16 protein-coding genes are annotated in these 15,127 nt (G+C 57.7%); 6 read left to right on the plus strand and 10 right to left on the minus strand.

Annotated features, from left to right (window positions below; all coding sequences use genetic code 11):
- Positions 1–4: 4 nt before the first annotated feature.
- The 3 genes from VWY75_RS13805 to VWY75_RS13815 are packed head-to-tail and all read right to left on the minus strand — an operon-like array spanning position 5 to position 2,743.
- The gene (locus VWY75_RS13805; protein WP_416537742.1) at positions 5–1,156 is read right to left on the minus strand and encodes a CCA tRNA nucleotidyltransferase; all 1,152 of its coding nucleotides are present in this window, start codon (positions 1,154–1,156) and stop codon (positions 5–7) included.
- Entirely contained in the window at positions 1,153–1,749 is a 597-nt protein-coding gene (locus tag VWY75_RS13810) for a CoA pyrophosphatase (protein WP_340547141.1), read from the minus strand. The genes VWY75_RS13805 and VWY75_RS13810 overlap by 4 nt, the downstream gene beginning before the upstream one ends.
- Positions 1,742–2,743 carry an Hsp33 family molecular chaperone HslO gene (locus VWY75_RS13815; protein WP_416537743.1) on the minus strand — a complete coding sequence of 334 codons (1,002 nt, stop codon included), beginning with the start codon at positions 2,741–2,743 and terminating at the stop codon, positions 1,742–1,744. The genes VWY75_RS13810 and VWY75_RS13815 overlap by 8 nt, the downstream gene beginning before the upstream one ends.
- 78 nt (positions 2,744–2,821) lie before the next feature.
- Between VWY75_RS13815 and VWY75_RS13820 the strand changes: the two genes are divergently transcribed.
- Positions 2,822–3,274, plus strand: coding sequence for an NUDIX hydrolase (locus VWY75_RS13820; protein ID WP_416537744.1), 453 nt, complete (start codon positions 2,822–2,824; stop codon positions 3,272–3,274).
- A 42-nt stretch (positions 3,275–3,316) separates the two neighbouring features.
- On the opposite strand, the gene VWY75_RS13825 is transcribed toward VWY75_RS13820, so the two are convergent.
- On the minus strand, positions 3,317–4,588 hold the full coding sequence (locus tag VWY75_RS13825) for a fused response regulator/phosphatase (RefSeq protein WP_340547138.1): 1,272 nt from the start codon (positions 4,586–4,588) through the stop codon (positions 3,317–3,319).
- 177 nt (positions 4,589–4,765) lie between these two features.
- On the opposite strand from VWY75_RS13825, the gene VWY75_RS13830 reads away from it, so the two are divergent.
- Entirely contained in the window at positions 4,766–5,089 is a 324-nt protein-coding gene (locus tag VWY75_RS13830) for an Hpt domain-containing protein (RefSeq protein WP_340547137.1), read from the plus strand.
- A 12-nt stretch (positions 5,090–5,101) separates the two neighbouring features.
- On the opposite strand, the gene ilvA is transcribed toward VWY75_RS13830, so the two are convergent.
- Positions 5,102–6,328 carry a threonine ammonia-lyase IlvA gene (gene ilvA / locus VWY75_RS13835; RefSeq protein WP_340547136.1) on the minus strand — a complete coding sequence of 409 codons (1,227 nt, stop codon included), beginning with the start codon at positions 6,326–6,328 and terminating at the stop codon, positions 5,102–5,104.
- 72 nt (positions 6,329–6,400) lie between these two features.
- Complete coding sequence (locus VWY75_RS13840) at positions 6,401–7,150, minus strand: hypothetical protein (protein ID WP_416537745.1); 750 nt, start codon at positions 7,148–7,150, stop codon at positions 6,401–6,403.
- Between the two features lie 134 nt (positions 7,151–7,284).
- Here VWY75_RS13840 and VWY75_RS13845 point away from each other — a divergent pair, with 134 nt between their 5' ends.
- The 3 genes from VWY75_RS13845 (at position 7,285) to VWY75_RS13855 (ending at position 9,338) form a co-directional block, all read left to right on the plus strand.
- Positions 7,285–8,511: an argininosuccinate synthase gene (locus tag VWY75_RS13845; protein ID WP_340547134.1), complete on the plus strand. Its 1,227-nt coding sequence runs from the start codon at positions 7,285–7,287 to the stop codon at positions 8,509–8,511.
- Positions 8,508–8,966, plus strand: coding sequence for a DUF1810 domain-containing protein (locus tag VWY75_RS13850; RefSeq protein ID WP_340547133.1), 459 nt, complete (start codon positions 8,508–8,510; stop codon positions 8,964–8,966). Before VWY75_RS13845 ends, VWY75_RS13850 begins: the two co-directional genes overlap by 4 nt.
- Before the next feature lie 87 nt (positions 8,967–9,053).
- Positions 9,054–9,338: an SCP2 sterol-binding domain-containing protein gene (locus VWY75_RS13855; protein ID WP_416537746.1), complete on the plus strand. Its 285-nt coding sequence runs from the start codon at positions 9,054–9,056 to the stop codon at positions 9,336–9,338.
- A 97-nt stretch (positions 9,339–9,435) separates the two neighbouring features.
- On the opposite strand, the gene VWY75_RS13860 is transcribed toward VWY75_RS13855, so the two are convergent.
- Positions 9,436–10,149, minus strand: coding sequence for an HAD family hydrolase (locus tag VWY75_RS13860; protein ID WP_416538454.1), 714 nt, complete (start codon positions 10,147–10,149; stop codon positions 9,436–9,438).
- Entirely contained in the window at positions 10,149–11,057 is a 909-nt protein-coding gene (locus VWY75_RS13865; RefSeq protein WP_416538455.1) for a D-amino acid aminotransferase, read from the minus strand. The genes VWY75_RS13860 and VWY75_RS13865 overlap by 1 nt, the downstream gene beginning before the upstream one ends.
- Positions 11,058–11,201: 144 nt before the next feature.
- On the opposite strand from VWY75_RS13865, the gene msrA reads away from it, so the two are divergent.
- Positions 11,202–11,867 (plus strand): peptide-methionine (S)-S-oxide reductase MsrA, encoded by a 666-nt coding sequence (gene msrA / locus VWY75_RS13870; protein ID WP_416538500.1) that lies wholly within the window; start codon positions 11,202–11,204, stop codon positions 11,865–11,867.
- A gap of 76 nt (positions 11,868–11,943) precedes the next feature.
- On the opposite strand, the gene VWY75_RS13875 is transcribed toward msrA, so the two are convergent.
- Together VWY75_RS13875 and VWY75_RS13880 are read right to left on the minus strand one after the other, a co-directional pair.
- Entirely contained in the window at positions 11,944–12,816 is an 873-nt protein-coding gene (locus VWY75_RS13875) for a ribokinase (RefSeq protein ID WP_416534338.1), read from the minus strand.
- Between the two features lie 4 nt (positions 12,817–12,820).
- Complete coding sequence (locus VWY75_RS13880; RefSeq protein ID WP_340547128.1) at positions 12,821–15,076, minus strand: NADP-dependent malic enzyme; 2,256 nt, start codon at positions 15,074–15,076, stop codon at positions 12,821–12,823.
- Between the last annotated feature and the right edge of the window lie 51 nt (positions 15,077–15,127).

Genomic DNA, 15,127 nt, shown 5'->3' on the forward strand with positions numbered 1-15,127 from the left:
CACTTCAGGCCAGTCCCAGCAGCTCTTTCCGCGTCAGCGCAAACCCGGATCTGATCCATTTATCACGCAAGGAGTTGAGCGCCGCGCCAAGAGCAGGCCCCTGGAGTTCAGGCATCAGATCCTGCGCCGACACGGGGAATACGGCGGACGCGCCAAGATTGATTTCAGTCTCTAAATGAGGCGAAATTGGCATCTCAAGCAGGGCAGATCGCAACAGGATCACGCTGCGGGCGATGGCCGCCCCATGATAATAGGCAAGGGCAGCCGGACTTTGGGTTCCTTCAACCTCTTTGCGAAGCAAGCGTATCTCGGCGGCCTGAGATTTGCTCAACCTCAGAACCTCGCCCGGAGCGCTACCGCCGAGCGCTGCAAGACGGCGAATGGGATCGGGAGCGGACCCCTCTTCCAGATGGATCAACGGTGCCAGGGCGCGATCATCGCTGCCCGGCAGAATCAATGCGAGCAATCCGATTTGCCGCATAATCGCAATCGCCGGCGCCGGATCGGGGGCTGCAAGAAGCTTCAGGATCTCACTCCCGACGCGCTCACGCGATAGGGTTGCGATGCCATTCAGGTTGCTCGCGATCGCCGACAGGGCGTCCGGATCAAACCCAGCATCCAAATCTCCGTACCAGGCGTGGAATCTGAAATACCGAAGCGAGCGCAGATAGTCCTCGCGAATGCGGTGTTCGGCAATGCCGATGAACCGAACAATCCCCGCGCGCAGATCCGGAAGACCGTTCAGGGGATCAACCAGTTCCCCATCCGGGCGAGCGTAAAGCGCATTCATGGTAAAGTCGCGTCGCGCCGCATCCTCCTCGATACGATCCGCAAATGCGACGACAGCGCGACGACCATCGGTAGCAACGTCACGACGAAAGGTGGTGATCTCATAGGGCGTACCACGATGCACCAGTGTTACAGTGCCGTGATCGATGCCTGTTGGTATGGCTTTGATGCCGGCCTTGTCGGCCAGTTCGATAACCTGTTGCGGCAGCGCGTTGGTGGACAGGTCGAGATCTGAAACCGGCGCGCCCAATAGCGCATTACGCACACATCCGCCGACGAAATAGACCTCCGCACCGCCCTCGGTCAGCACCTCGCAGACGCGCTGGACAGCCGGATCATCGAGCCAGGGCGCGGTCAGATATCTCATGACTGCATCCGGTCGGCGAGGCCGCGCAACATCCGCGCGGTTGCGCCCCAGATGTAATAGGGACCGTATGGAACAGCGAAGTAGTTCCGCCGCACCCCACGCCAGCGACGCGACTGGATCTGATAGCGAGACGGATCGCAGAGATGTGAGAGTGGGACACTGAAAACCTCGGCAACCTCGCCAGCTTCGGCCTTGATATCAAAGGTCTGATCAATCAGGGCCACCACCGGCGTCACCATGAACCCGGTCACAGTTTCATGCGCAGGTAGCTGACCGACAATTTGCGGAAGATCACGCGGCAGCCCGATCTCTTCCCATGCTTCACGCAGGGCGGCATCGGTCACGCTTGCATCACCTGCGTCCTGCTTCCCACCGGCAAAAGCGATCTGGCCGGGATGATGTTTCAACGCCGATGAGCGTTTTGTCAGGATGACCTGCGGCACGCCCTCAGCGATGCTGATCGCCACCAGAACGCCTGCCGGTCGCAATTTACGATCAACAGGTAGAACGACATCGGGGTTCAGATCAAAATCGGATGACCCTCCCCCCTCAGCGCCCAGCGCAGCGGTAAGCTTTTCTCGCAGATCAGGCACTATCGCCCTCTGCCTCATCCGTTTTATCGGCCTCAAACCCCAGCGTCGCCGGATCAAGATCATAATGGGCGCCACAGAACTGGCAATCGGCTGTCACGCGGCCTTCGTCAGTGGTCATCGTTGCGATGTCCTTGGCGGAGTAGATCGACAGGCTTGCGCGTACCCGCTCTGTGGAACAGGTACATCCGAATTTGACTTGTTGGGCATCGAAAACCCGCGGTTGTTCCTCGTGAAACAATCGCAGGAGCAGATCTGTCGGCGTTACCGATGGGCCGATCAGCTCCATGTCTTCGACGGTCGCAAGCAGGTGCATCACGCGGTTCCAGTTCTCGCCCTCTTCGCCGTTCACCAGATCTTCAGCCACCAGCGTATCGCCAGAGCCGGCACCGTCAGCAACAAACGGCGACGCCTTTGGCATCTGCTGTAGCATAATCCCTCCGGCCCGCCAGTGCTCGGGTACGCCCGGTTCGGCGGAACGGCCAAAGCTAAGCGAGAACCGTGTTGGCAGCTGCTCGGACTGGGCGAAATAGGCTTCGGCACAGGCGGCCAGCGATCCGCCTGCCAGAGGGGTGATCCCCTGATAGGGTTTCATCCCTTCACCCTGATCGACAAGAATCGCAAAATACCCTTCACCCACCTGATCAAAGGGGGCGCCATCCGTCAGCCGTGTTTCATCATAGCTGGCATAGGCGCGGATACGGGCCGGCTCGCCTTCTGCCTGGGGGGCATAGTAGTCGGTCGCGATCATCCTCACCGCACCTTTGGACTGCACCTGCAAGGACAGTTTCCATTGCAATTTGACTGTCTGACCAATCAAAGCCGTCAGCAATGCCATCTCGGCCACCAGCGCCTCGACGACAGGTGGGTAATTATGCTGCTTCAGAATACCATCCAACACACCGTCCAGCCGCGCAACGCGGCCGCGCATGTCCGATACGTCAAGCTGGAAGGGCAGGACGGTATCGTCCCACGCGATTTTCGATACAAGTGTCATGGGGTTTCCTTACGCGCCGTGGATTGGCATATCGGGCCTATATAGGGTTTACACCATCAGAGTGAAGAGGTCAGCGCCGTGATCAGACGTTTTGGCGATACGCCGGATAAATCGAAAAGATACCGGCGCAGGCCCGGCGTCTACGCTCTCTTGCCGCGAAATGGCAAGCTTCTGGTGACCTGCCAGCAGGATCCAGGCCCGGATATTCAGCTGCCCGGAGGCGGCATAGATCCGGGCGAATCACCTATTCCTGCATTGCACCGGGAGGTGATGGAGGAGACCGGCTGGACCATTTCCTCCCCCCGCAAGCTGGGGGCATTCCGCCGGTTTGCCTATATGCCGGAGTATGATCTATGGGCTGAGAAACTCTGCCATATCTATATTGCGCGCCCGGCCCGGCAGATCTCAGACCCGAGCGAACCACTGCATGAAGCGCTCTGGATGCGAGCGGATGTCGCGCAAGAGATGCTCGGTAATGCCGGTGATCGCCACTTTGCCGGATATATCGCGCGATGGATGGAACAAAGCTAGAAATCGGCCGAAGATTGGCGAGCGACCCGGTGAAGGCTCAGCTTACGGGCCTTCATATTCGAATAGGGTGGCGGATACATCATCCTCCAAACCGTATTGCGACGACATCACCTGTGTCAGGTTCCAGTAGAGATCGTCGAGGAATTCCTGGCCGGTCTGATCCGAGTTGCACTTGCCGATCAGATCCACCAATCCCTCGGCCTCAAGCATCTCGCCATTCTCCAAGCGCGCCTCAGTAAAACCGTCCGAATACAGCAGCAGCCTGTCGCCCTTCTCCATCACCACATCTTCTTGGGAATAGGTGATATCTGGCACCAGCCCCACAGGAACGCCGCCCTTCCCGATGAACTCTGTGCTGCCATCCTTGCGGATCAGCAATGGGTGCGGATGGCCGGCCTGCACCATCTTCAACACGCCGCTGCGCAGATCGACGATGCAATAGGCCATAGTAAAATACTCTTCGATCCCGGTGTCGGCGATCAGCCGGGCATTCAGCAGGCTTGCAACTTCTTCAGGTTGGCGAAGAGCGTAGAAGCGGTTGAATCGCTTCTCCATGCCGACGTTCTGATCGAAATAGGTCGACGACAAATAGCCGCCAAGTCGCGCCGTCATCATTGCGGACGTAATGCCATGACCGGAGACATCGACCGAGTAAAAGCCGATCCGGTTCACCCCGGGTGAAAACATGCCAACCAGATCACCGCCGATATGACCGCAGGGTTTCAAGAGCAGGCTGACAGTGGATGACCCGAATTTTCGCGACAGTTCTGGAACCAGCGATTCCTGAATTTTGCGCGCCTGAATCAGATCCTTGTCGATAGCATCATAGACCCGCTGCAATTCATCCAGCGTATCCGAGACGATCCGGTTCTTCTCTGAGAGTTCTCGCTGCATCCGCAGGATACGCTCACCCGCAGAGATTCTGGCGCGCAGCTCGTCCGAACTGACAGGTTTGGTCAGAAAATCATCCGCGCCGGCATCCAGCCCCTGCGCCACCTCGTTCTTTTCACTCTTGGAGGTCAGCAGGATGAAATAGCTGTAGTTATCCTGCGATTTGGCCCGGAACGCCCGGCAGAACTCCAGCCCATTCATTCCCGGCATCATCCAGTCGCTGAGGATTAGATCTGGCGGATCACTCTCGCAGATCTCCATCGCGACCTCGCCGCTTTCAGCTTCGACGACGTCGAATCCCCATTTCTTCAGTGATGCCACCAGGATTCGTCGCTGCAGACGGCTGTCATCGACCACCAGGACACGGCGGATCGAATTGGTCGTAACCTCTTGGTTTATTTCGATCGAACTGTCTGGCAACACCGAGTGAACCCCACAAAAAACGGCGCAAGATACCTTAAACGCAAGTCACTATCGCGCTCTTCGCTTAACAGGAAGTGAAGTTTGCGAAATATGGATCTAGCCTCGCGTTAAACGGTGATTTACGAGTTTATAAGTAAAGCAATCGTAAAATGCGATATCAAAACAAGGATTGCAAAGATGATTGATTGGTCACGCGCGAAGGAGCTGCACGAGGAAGTCGGCGCTGAGGACTTCTCTGAAGTTGTCGAGATCTTCCTCGAAGAGGTCGAAGGCGTCATCGAAAAGCTGAGATCCCCGGATCTGACCACCTTGGAACAGGACTTGCACTTCCTGAAAGGCAGCGCCCTTAATTTGGGCTTCTCTCAATTCTCCCGCCTCTGTCAGGAAGGCGAGCGCCGTTCGGCACAGGGCGAGGCAAAGGATGTGGACACAGCCACGATCATCGCCAGCTATGAGGCGTCAAAAGAAGAGTTCCTGCGCGACATGAGCAGCAAGCTCTGAGCCAGCACCTGCTCAGATCACGAATTGCGCCAGGGTTTCATCGCTGGTGATGTCGGTATAGGCAAAGCCGGCAGCATCCAACCGGACGTAGAGATCAGCGAAATTCTCAGGTCGCTTGGTTTCTATACCAATCAAAACCGAACCGAAGTTGCGCGCTGATTTCTTCATATATTCGAACCGGGCGATATCATCCTCTGGTCCCAGAATACCCAGGAACTCCTTCAGTGCCCCGGGGCGCTGTGGCAAGCGCAGAAGGAAATACTTCTTCAACCCCATATAGCGCTGTGCTCGTTCCTTCACTTCTGGCAACCGCTCGAAGTCAAAGTTGCCGCCCGACGTGAGACAGACCACCGTCTTGCCACGGATCCAGGAGCGTACATCGCGCAAGGCTTCGATCGCCAGCGCGCCAGCCGGTTCCAGAACCACACCTTCGACGTTCAACATCTCAAGGATGGTCGTGCAGATCCGATCTTCGGCAATCGACAGGACGTCCGGCAGGGGCACATGTTTCAGCACCTCGAACGGCCGCTCACCGATGCGGCCAACTGCGGCGCCATCGACGAATGTGTCGACATGGTCCAGTGCTACGGGGTGTCCAGCAGTTAGCGCCGCCCTCAGACATGCGCCGCCAGAGGGTTCTGCAAAAAGACAATGCACCTTGTCGCCGAACCAGCGGGCCACGCCCGACGACATGCCACCACCGCCCACCGGCAGGATCACATGATCGGGAACGGCGCCCAGCTGAGCCTCGATTTCGACCGCGATGGAGCTCTGGCCTTCGATGACATCATCATCATCAAATGGTGACAGAAAATGCCCGCCTTCCGTTGCACACCAAGTCTGAGCTGCCGACAGTGTGTCGTCAAAATAGTCGCCAACCAGATGGATTTCGACGTTGTCGCCGCCAAACATGCGGGTCTTCTGGATCTTCTGCTGAGGGGTGGTCACCGGCATAAAGATCACCCCGCGCTTGTCCAGCTCGCGGCACATAAAGGCAACGCCCTGCGCATGATTTCCAGCTGACGCACAGACAAACAGCGACTGGTCCAGCTGCTTACGCATTGCATTAAACGCACCGCGGATCTTGTAGGACCGCACCGGGCTCAGATCTTCTCGCTTCAGGTAGATATCCGCATCGAACCGTTCCGACAGCAGCGTGCTGCGCTGCAGCGGCGTGGCGGGAAAGATCGCGCGCATGGCCTGTTCGGCGGCCCGGGCCTGGGTCTGAAAATCACTCATGCCACTTGAGTGACCCAACCCCGCCCCCATGACAAGGGGGCAGGATCAAAGCATACTGAAGAATACCGCAGATCAGATCGCACGTTTCTCGACGTAGTAGCCGTAAAGCGTCGTGAGAGCACTGATATTCAAGATCGCAAGCACGACAGAGAACGCTATCTCAAGAACCATCGCGATCAGTACAGCATCGGCCACAAGGAACAGGATCAGTTCAGCCACGAGCTGCAGACCAAAAAGACAGAGGCCAAGGACAAACAACGTACCAAATGCACCGGTGGTCAGTGCCAATGACTCGCTCACACCAATAGGCTTACCAAGCGCCGCCGCCGGCAGGACCAATGCAAACCTGAACATGAATATCGCAATCAGCGCGCCAGCGGCCAATAACAGGTATAGGCCAAGCATCCCGATACTCTGAACCAATGCAGACCCGATAGATACAAGGATACCGTAGAGCAGTATAGCGATAAAAAACAGCTTGATCAGACCCAAGATATAGTTGCCCATCTCCGCCTTATGCAAAGCTGGAAGCCAGCCGCGAGGATGCTCTTCCAGCAGAATGTAGCGATGCCAGGCCACCACGGTCCACGTGCCAATCAAGCCAATCACAAGCCATAGTCCAACGATGCGCCAGAGAACTGAAAAGAACATGTTGCCGTCAAACCCGCGCGCCTGAAGCCCAATATCGCCTAGCAAGCCACCGATGGCCAAATAGGCGATCGCCGACACGATCAATCCGGGAACAAGAAAGATCCGCATCAGCTGCGGGACGTTCCGCTGCACCATGCTTACCGAGTGTAGAAATAGCTTCCAGCCAATCATTTATTCAGACTCCAATACTGCTCAATCGTCGCACGCGACCACTATGCGGACACTCCGGTTCCGATATGGGGAAAACCTTGCTCTTCTGTCAAAAACCGGATAGGCCGCTGGCGTTCTGATCAAGAGGAAATCCCATGTCCGCGCCCAAGAAAGTTGTCCTCGCCTACTCCGGCGGCCTTGATACGTCAATCATTCTGAAATGGCTGCAGACCGAATACGGTTGTGAGGTTGTGACCTTCACCGCCGATCTCGGCCAGGGTGAGGAACTGGAACCTGCCCGCCAGAAGGCAGAGCTGCTGGGCATCAAACCAGAGAACATCTACATCGAAGACGTACGGGAAGAATTCGTGCGGGACTTCGTCTTCCCGATGTTCCGCGCCAATGCCGTCTACGAAGGCCTCTACCTGCTGGGCACCTCCATCGCGCGTCCGCTGATCTCGAAGCGTCTGGTCGAGATCGCCGAGGCAACCGGCGCCGATGCGGTTGCTCATGGCGCCACCGGCAAGGGCAACGATCAGGTCCGGTTCGAACTGGCGGCCTATGCGCTGAACCCCGATATCAAGGTGATCGCCCCCTGGCGCGAATGGGATCTGACCTCGCGCACCCGTCTGCTCGAATTCGCAGAGGCGCACCAGATCCCTGTGGCCAAGGACAAACGTGGCGAAGCCCCCTTCTCCGTGGATGCGAACCTTCTGCACACCTCCTCCGAAGGCAAGGTGCTGGAAGACCCCGCCGTTGCAGCGCCTGACTATGTCTATCAGCGCACCGTCCACCCGGAGGATGCTCCGAATGAAGCTGAATTCATCGAGATCGGCTTTGAAAAAGGTGACGCCGTCAGCATCAACGGCGAGGCAATGTCACCCGCGACCATTCTCACCAAACTGAACGAATACGGCGGCAAGCACGGCATCGGTCGTCTCGATCTGGTCGAAGGCCGGTTTGTTGGCATGAAATCCCGCGGCATCTATGAGACTCCGGGCGGCACCATCCTCCTCGAAGCCCACCGCGGCATTGAATCCATCACGATGGACCGGGGCGCAATGCACCTGAAAGACCAGCTGATGCCGCAATATGCCGAGCTGATCTATAATGGTTTCTGGTACTCGCCCGAGCGCGAAATGCTGCAAGCCGCCATCGACCGCAGCCAGGAACATGTCACCGGCACCGTACGTGTTAAACTGTACAAAGGTTCCGTATCCACCGTAGGCCGCTGGTCAGATCACTCGCTCTACTCCGAAGCACATGTCACCTTCGAGGAAGACGCAGGTGCCTATGATCAGAAGGACGCAGCGGGCTTCATCCAGCTCAACGCGCTGCGGCTGAAACTTCTCGCCGCTCGCGAGCGCCGGTTGAAGAAATGAGCGACCGCGTCGATATCGAAGATGATATAGACGACGATCTGACCGAAGAGATGGAGATGTTCGTCGAGGCGCAGGACACCGTTTGGAACGATGTCCGCGCCGAACTCTCCGCCGGTAAAAAGACGAGCCACTGGATGTGGTTCGTCTTTCCCCAGCTTGCTGACCTTGGCCAGTCCCATATGGCGCAGCTCTACGGGATCGAGGATCTGACGGAGGCCACCGCGTATCTGGCCCATCCGGTCCTGAACGCGCGGTTGACCGAGGCGAGCGAGCTGCTGCTCACCCACAAAGACCGCAGCGCCGCGTCCATCCTCGGCGAAACTGACGCCAGGAAACTCTGCTCATCAATGACGCTCTTTGCTGCCGTTCCTGGCGCACCAGATGTGTTTTCACAAGTATTAGAGACGTTTTTCGACGGAACCCCCTGCCCGGTCACCCGTAGCAGCCTGTCTTGAAAGCTGACGTAACCTCCCCTTTGGTCACCCTTGCCTGCTGACAGACGGATGCCTAACCCTTGGCGCAAAGATACCGAGGGGGAGACGATGGCACTTCAACCGCTGGCGGATGGTATCCGCGCCGGGCTGACCGGGAAAAACTTTGAAGGTTCGTTGAAATTCGATTGCGGCGACGATGGCGTCATCGTTCTCGCAGATGGCGATGCCACGACAGAAAACCGTGACACCGACTGCACCATCCGCATCAGTACCGAAAACCTGAAGAAGCTGCTCACCGGAAAACTGAACCCGATGACCGGCGTGATGATGGGCAAACTGAAAATTTCAGGTGATATGGGGGTGGCAATGAAACTGGGCAAGCTGATCGGCTGATCACGACGCAGCCCTGCGGCCTGTCATCTTTCCAAAAAATACTCCGGGGGTGAAGCGCCGCAGGCGCGAGGGGGCAGCGCCCCCTCGTTCCCTTCCGTCAGATCTTTGTCGTTTGCAGCTGCTCGTAATAGGGCAATGCCGCTTGCAGAACCGGTTGCAGTTCATCCGGAACCTCGGGCAACGGTCCTTCTGGTCCTGCGAATTTCGTCGACTGCCAGACAGATCCATACCAATGTGCCGCCCAGATGCCGTCGTCCTTGTGTCCGCCCATGGGCCATGACAGCATCTTCGGGGAAAACGGCATCTCGATCCTGTCGCAGAGCCGTTCCAGCATCTGCGCGGGATCTCTGCGAATATCGTTGCTGTCCAGAACCACCGGACTCTGACCCCAACTCTGGACCAGGTCGAGCAATTCCGCCTGCTGGCGAAACCCTATGTCATCCAACGTCGGATTTTCCCGTTTCTCCGTGTAGGAGGCAATGACCCGCGCCGGATGGCGGATCAGAAACACATTTGTGACCTCACGCATCCAGTCACGGGGTATGCCCTCGATCATATGCTGCGTCATGTGCTTCTGATAGAAAAACGGTTTTGCAGCCGGGACCGGCCCCAGCAATAAATCCACGACCGCTGCCGGCTCCTGTGGCTGGCTCTCCAGGATCTCGGCGCGCATTGGGTGCTCCAGTCCCGTTTTCGCCAGATACGCCGCATAAAAAGGTTCATCCACCACAGCGCAATCGCCGCGATTGCCAAAGGCATACATCATTGCCGTCGACAGATTGCGCGGCCCTGACCACATCGCGATCCGCATCAGGCGCACCCCCGCGCGACGAGATCCTTGTAGAGCGAGCGGATCCGCTCGGTCACAGGCCCCATGGCACCCTCACCGATCTGGCGACCATCAATCTCGCCCACGGGCGTCTGCGCACCAAAGGTTCCGGTCAGGAAAGCCTCATCCGCGCCGTAGGTATCCACCAGTGAATAGTTGCGCTCAAAGACAGGGATGTCGTTGGCGCGGCACAGGTCGATCACTTTCTGTCGGGTGATCCCGTTCATGCAGTAGTCACCGGTCGAGGTCCAAACTTCACCTTTGCGCACGATAAAGAAATTGCAGGCGTTCGTCGTGTTCACAAAGCCGTTCACGTCCAGCATCAGCCCTTCGTCGGCGCCCGCCTTCTCGGCTGCGATACAGGCCAAGATGCAGTTGAGCTTGGAATGCGAATTCAGCTTCGGATCCTGCGTCATCGGCAGTCCGCGCAGATGTGGCACGGTTGCCAGCCGGATCGGGCGCGGCAGGTGAGGGCGCGAATGCTCCATGATGATGGTGAAGGTCGGTCCCTGCTGCGACAGCGAGGGATGTTGAAAAGGCCGAGTTTTCACTCCGCGTGTCACCATCAGCCGCGCATGGGCATCTGTGGTCATACCATTGGCTTTCTGCGTGTCCAGCACGACCTGTTTGACCTGATCAGGGGACATGCCGATATCCAGATCAATCGCCTTTGCAGCCTCGAACAGGCGGTCCAGATGCTCATCCATGAAGGCCCAGGTCCCATCATAGAGGCGCAGCCCCTCCCAAACGCCGTCACCCAGCATGAAACCGCTGTCATAGACGCTGACCTTGGCGTCAGCTTTCGGAACAATCTCGCCGTTCAGATAGATCAGGATCTCTTCGTTGCGCTGATCTTCTTCCGCTTGGTGCGTACTCATTTTCTTGGTCATCTGCTCCTCCTGCGAGGCGCACGCTAGAAGCATTGGATCCCATTTCCAAGCGGTAACTTCCCGTCACCAAGCTGTGACAAACCATGTCATGTGATTGAGCCCGAAAGAGCCCTGAGCCACAGTAGAGCAACGATGGAGGCCATGATGCGTTCGACCAAATCCCTTAGACCAATCGTACTGACCTTGTTCATGGTGCTGGCCGTGGCCTTGAAAGGTCATCAGGCCCATGCCCAGAACGTCGAAACCCTGACCGTGGCGGGTGGCTGCTTCTGGTGCGTGGAAAGCGATTTTGAAAGCGTTCCAGGTGTTCTCTCGGCAGTATCCGGCTTCACGGGCGGCAGCGTGCCATCACCTACGTACAAACAGGTCACCGCCGGCGGCACCGGTCACTACGAAGCGGTTCAAATCCGGTTTGACCCCAAAAAAGTAACGCGCCATCAGTTGCTGTCCATGTTCCTGAGGTCAGTTGATCCGACAGATGCCGGTGGTCAGTTCTGCGACCGCGGCGACAGCTACAGAACGGCCATATTCGTCTCTGGATCGGATCAGAAATCTGCCGCAGAGGCTGCCAAGGCCAAGGCGCAAGCAGAACTCGGTCACGCCATCGTCACACCGATCCTTCCCGCAACGGCATTCTATCCCGCCGATGCCTACCATCAGGATTATTACAAAGGGAACCGGCTGGTGCTCACGCGATTTGGTCCCAAACGTCAATCGGAGGCGTATAAGCGATATCGGCAGGCCTGTGGTCGCGATGCAAGGGTATTGCAGCTATGGGGGGCCGCAGCGCCTTTTGCCAAGCAGCACTAGGTGCGGCACCATGGATAACTGCACGAAAAAGGCGCGGTGGAACCCGCGCCTTTTTCATATTGACTGATTGATGTCGTCAGAAACTTGCGTCTTGCACCTCTTTCAGGTCGGGGATCACATCGGCGGTGCCTTTGCGGGTGACCATCAATGCAGCTGCGCGACTGGCCTGCGCCAAGGCCTGCGCCATCGGCATGCCACGGTCCAATCCCGAGAGCACATACCCCGTGAAAGTATCTCCGGCACCCGTTGTGTCGACCGGAACAACCGAATGCGCTGCAACATCGTGGGTTTCACCACTCTCGCACGCATAATGGCGCGCGCCCTTGGACCCCAGAGTCACGATAACATCTGACACACCCAGCGCTTCGGGCGTCTTGCCGGTCGCTTCACGCAGCTGTTCAGCTTCGACCTCGTTCAGGAACAGATAGTCGAGATACGGCAGGACCGCCTGGACTGCCTCTGCATCAAAAGGCGCGGCGGCATAGGCAACCTTCAGGCCAAGATCGCGCCCCATTCGTGCAGCCTCGGCCTGCATGTTGGTCTCGTTCTGCATCACCAAAATGTCGCCCGCACTCGCCTCTGACAGCGCAGAGCCGACCTGATCTTCGCCGATCTGACGGTTGGCCCCGGGAAACAGGATAATCTGGTTCTCGCCCGACGGATCAACCGCGATGATTGCATGGCCGGTCGGCACCTCCAGCTGTGCAATATGGCGCGTGTCGACGCCATATTCCAACAACCGCGTGACGGCCCAGGCCCCGTCCGGTCCGACCGCGCCGAGATGGCAGACATGACTGCCTGCGCGCGCGGCGGCCACAGACATATTTGCTCCCTTTCCGCCCAGGAACTGCTCCAGCCCCTCCGCCGCAAGAGTTTCCCCCGCAGCTGGCATATGAGGCAGCGCATAGATCATGTCGGCGTTGATTGAGCCCAAATTCCAGATCGCCATGAAATCACCCGATGTTGCAGGCAGCCAGAACCGCCATGTTCAGAATGTCGTTTGCAGTCGACGTGGTGGAGCAGATCTGGATCGGTTTATCAACACCGGACAGGATTGGACCAACAACTGTAGCGCCCCCCATTTCCTGCATCAACTTGACCGAGATCGACGCAGAGTGCCGCGCAGGCACGATCAGGATATTGGCCGGACCAGTGAGACGCTGGAACGGATATGCCTCCTGTGCCTTGGCGTTCAGCGCCACGTCGACCGTCATTTCGCCTTCGTACTCAAAATCAACGCCGCGCTTGTCCAGAACTGCCGGCGCGATGTGCATTTTCTCGGCCCGTTCGGAGACCGGATAGCCAAAGGTCGAGAAGCTCACAAACGCAACCCGTGGCTCCAGGCCCATATGACGGGCCACCCCGGCCGCATGTTCGGCGATATTGGCGAGATCATTCTCATCCGGCCATTCATGCACCAATGTATCACCGATCAGAACGATACGACCCTTGTGCAGCAGTGCGGTCACACCAGCCGATCCATTTGTCGCATCCGCATCAAACACATGGTTGATCTGGTCCAGCACATGCGCCGACTTCCGCGTCGCACCGGTGACCAAGCCGTCACCATGCCCGTGCGCAAGCATCAGGGCCGAGAACACATGGCGATCACGGCCAACCAGCCGGTGAACATCCTTACGGTCAAACCCCTTGCGATTCAGCCGCTCATAAAGAAAGTCCTTATAGGTTTCGAAATGCTGAGTATTGGCCGCGTTCACGATTTCCAACTCACGAACCGCATCCCCCAGCCCGGCTGTTTCCAGCTTGCTACGCACATCATCGGGGCGTCCAACAACCAGCGCCTTACCAAAGCCGGAGCGTTGATACATCACCGCCGCACGCAAGACGCGGGGATCGTCACCTTCGGCAAAGATCATCCGCGATTGCGCTGCGCGTGCACGCGCGTTCAATCCGCGAAGGATCGACTGAGTCGGATCCATCCGACCACGCAGGCCGTGCTCATAGGCATCCATATCTATGATCGGCCGACGCGCGACACCAGTGTCCATACCAGCCTTGGCAACTGCTGGCGGAATGCGATGGATCAAACGCGGATCAAAGGGAGTCGGGATGATGTAGTCACGGCCAAAGGACAGCGATTTCCCATAGGCCAGCGCCACCTCATCCGGCACATCCTCACGCGCAAGACCTGCCAGAGCATGGGCGCAGGCAATTTTCATCTCGTCGTTGATGGCGCGCGCATGAATATCCAGTGCGCCGCGGAACAGATATGGGAACCCCAGCACGTTGTTCACCTGATTGGGGTAGTCTGATCGGCCTGTGGCGACGATAGCATCAACGCGCACTTCATGGGCTTCTTCCGGTGTAATCTCCGGATCCGGGTTTGCCATCGCAAAAATCACCGGATTGTCGGCCATGGATTTTACCATGTCCTGTGTCACCGCCCCTTTGACAGAAACGCCAAGGAACACATCCGCGTCCTTCATGGCCTCTTCCAGGGAGCGCAGTTCCGTCTTGACGGCGTGGGCTGACTTCCACTGGTTCATACCCTCAGTGCGCCCCTGATAAATCACGCCCTTGGTATCACAGACGATACAGTTCTCATGCCGCGCGCCCATAGCTTTCAGGAGCTCGATACAGGCAATGCCGGCAGCTCCGGCACCATTGAGGACGATCTTCACATCCTCGATTTTCTTGCCAGAGATATGCAGTGCATTGATCAGGCCGGCCGCGCAGATCACAGCGGTGCCGTGCTGATCATCATGGAAGACCGGGATATCCATCTCTTCCTTGAGCTTCTGCTCGATAATGAAACACTCCGGCGCCTTGATATCCTCAAGATTGATCCCGCCAAACGTCGGCCCCATCAGGCGCACCGCCTTGATGAACTCATCCGGATCCTCGGTGTCCAACTCGATGTCGATGGAATTCACATCCGCAAATCGTTTGAACAGGACCGACTTGCCCTCCATTACCGGTTTGGATCCAAGCGCACCCAGATTTCCCAAACCCAGCACCGCGGTCCCGTTGGAGATCACGGCCACAAGGTTGCCCTTGTTCGTATAATCATAAGCCGTCTCCGGGTTCGCCGCGATCGCCTCGCAGGGCACAGCTACACCGGGCGAGTAAGCCAGCGACAAATCGCGCTGCGTGGTCATCGGGACAGTTGCGTTGATCTCCCATTTTCCGGGTGTCGGTTCCAGATGGAAGGCAAGCGCCTCTTCGTTGGTAATCTTGGCTTTGGGCATTGGCTTTGGGTGTCCTCTCACTGTCCCAAGCGTCATAGCTCAGCACGCGCA

The organism is Phaeobacter sp. JH20_08 (assembly GCF_048056635.1).
Lineage (GTDB): Bacteria > Pseudomonadota > Alphaproteobacteria > Rhodobacterales > Rhodobacteraceae > Phaeobacter > Phaeobacter bryozoorum.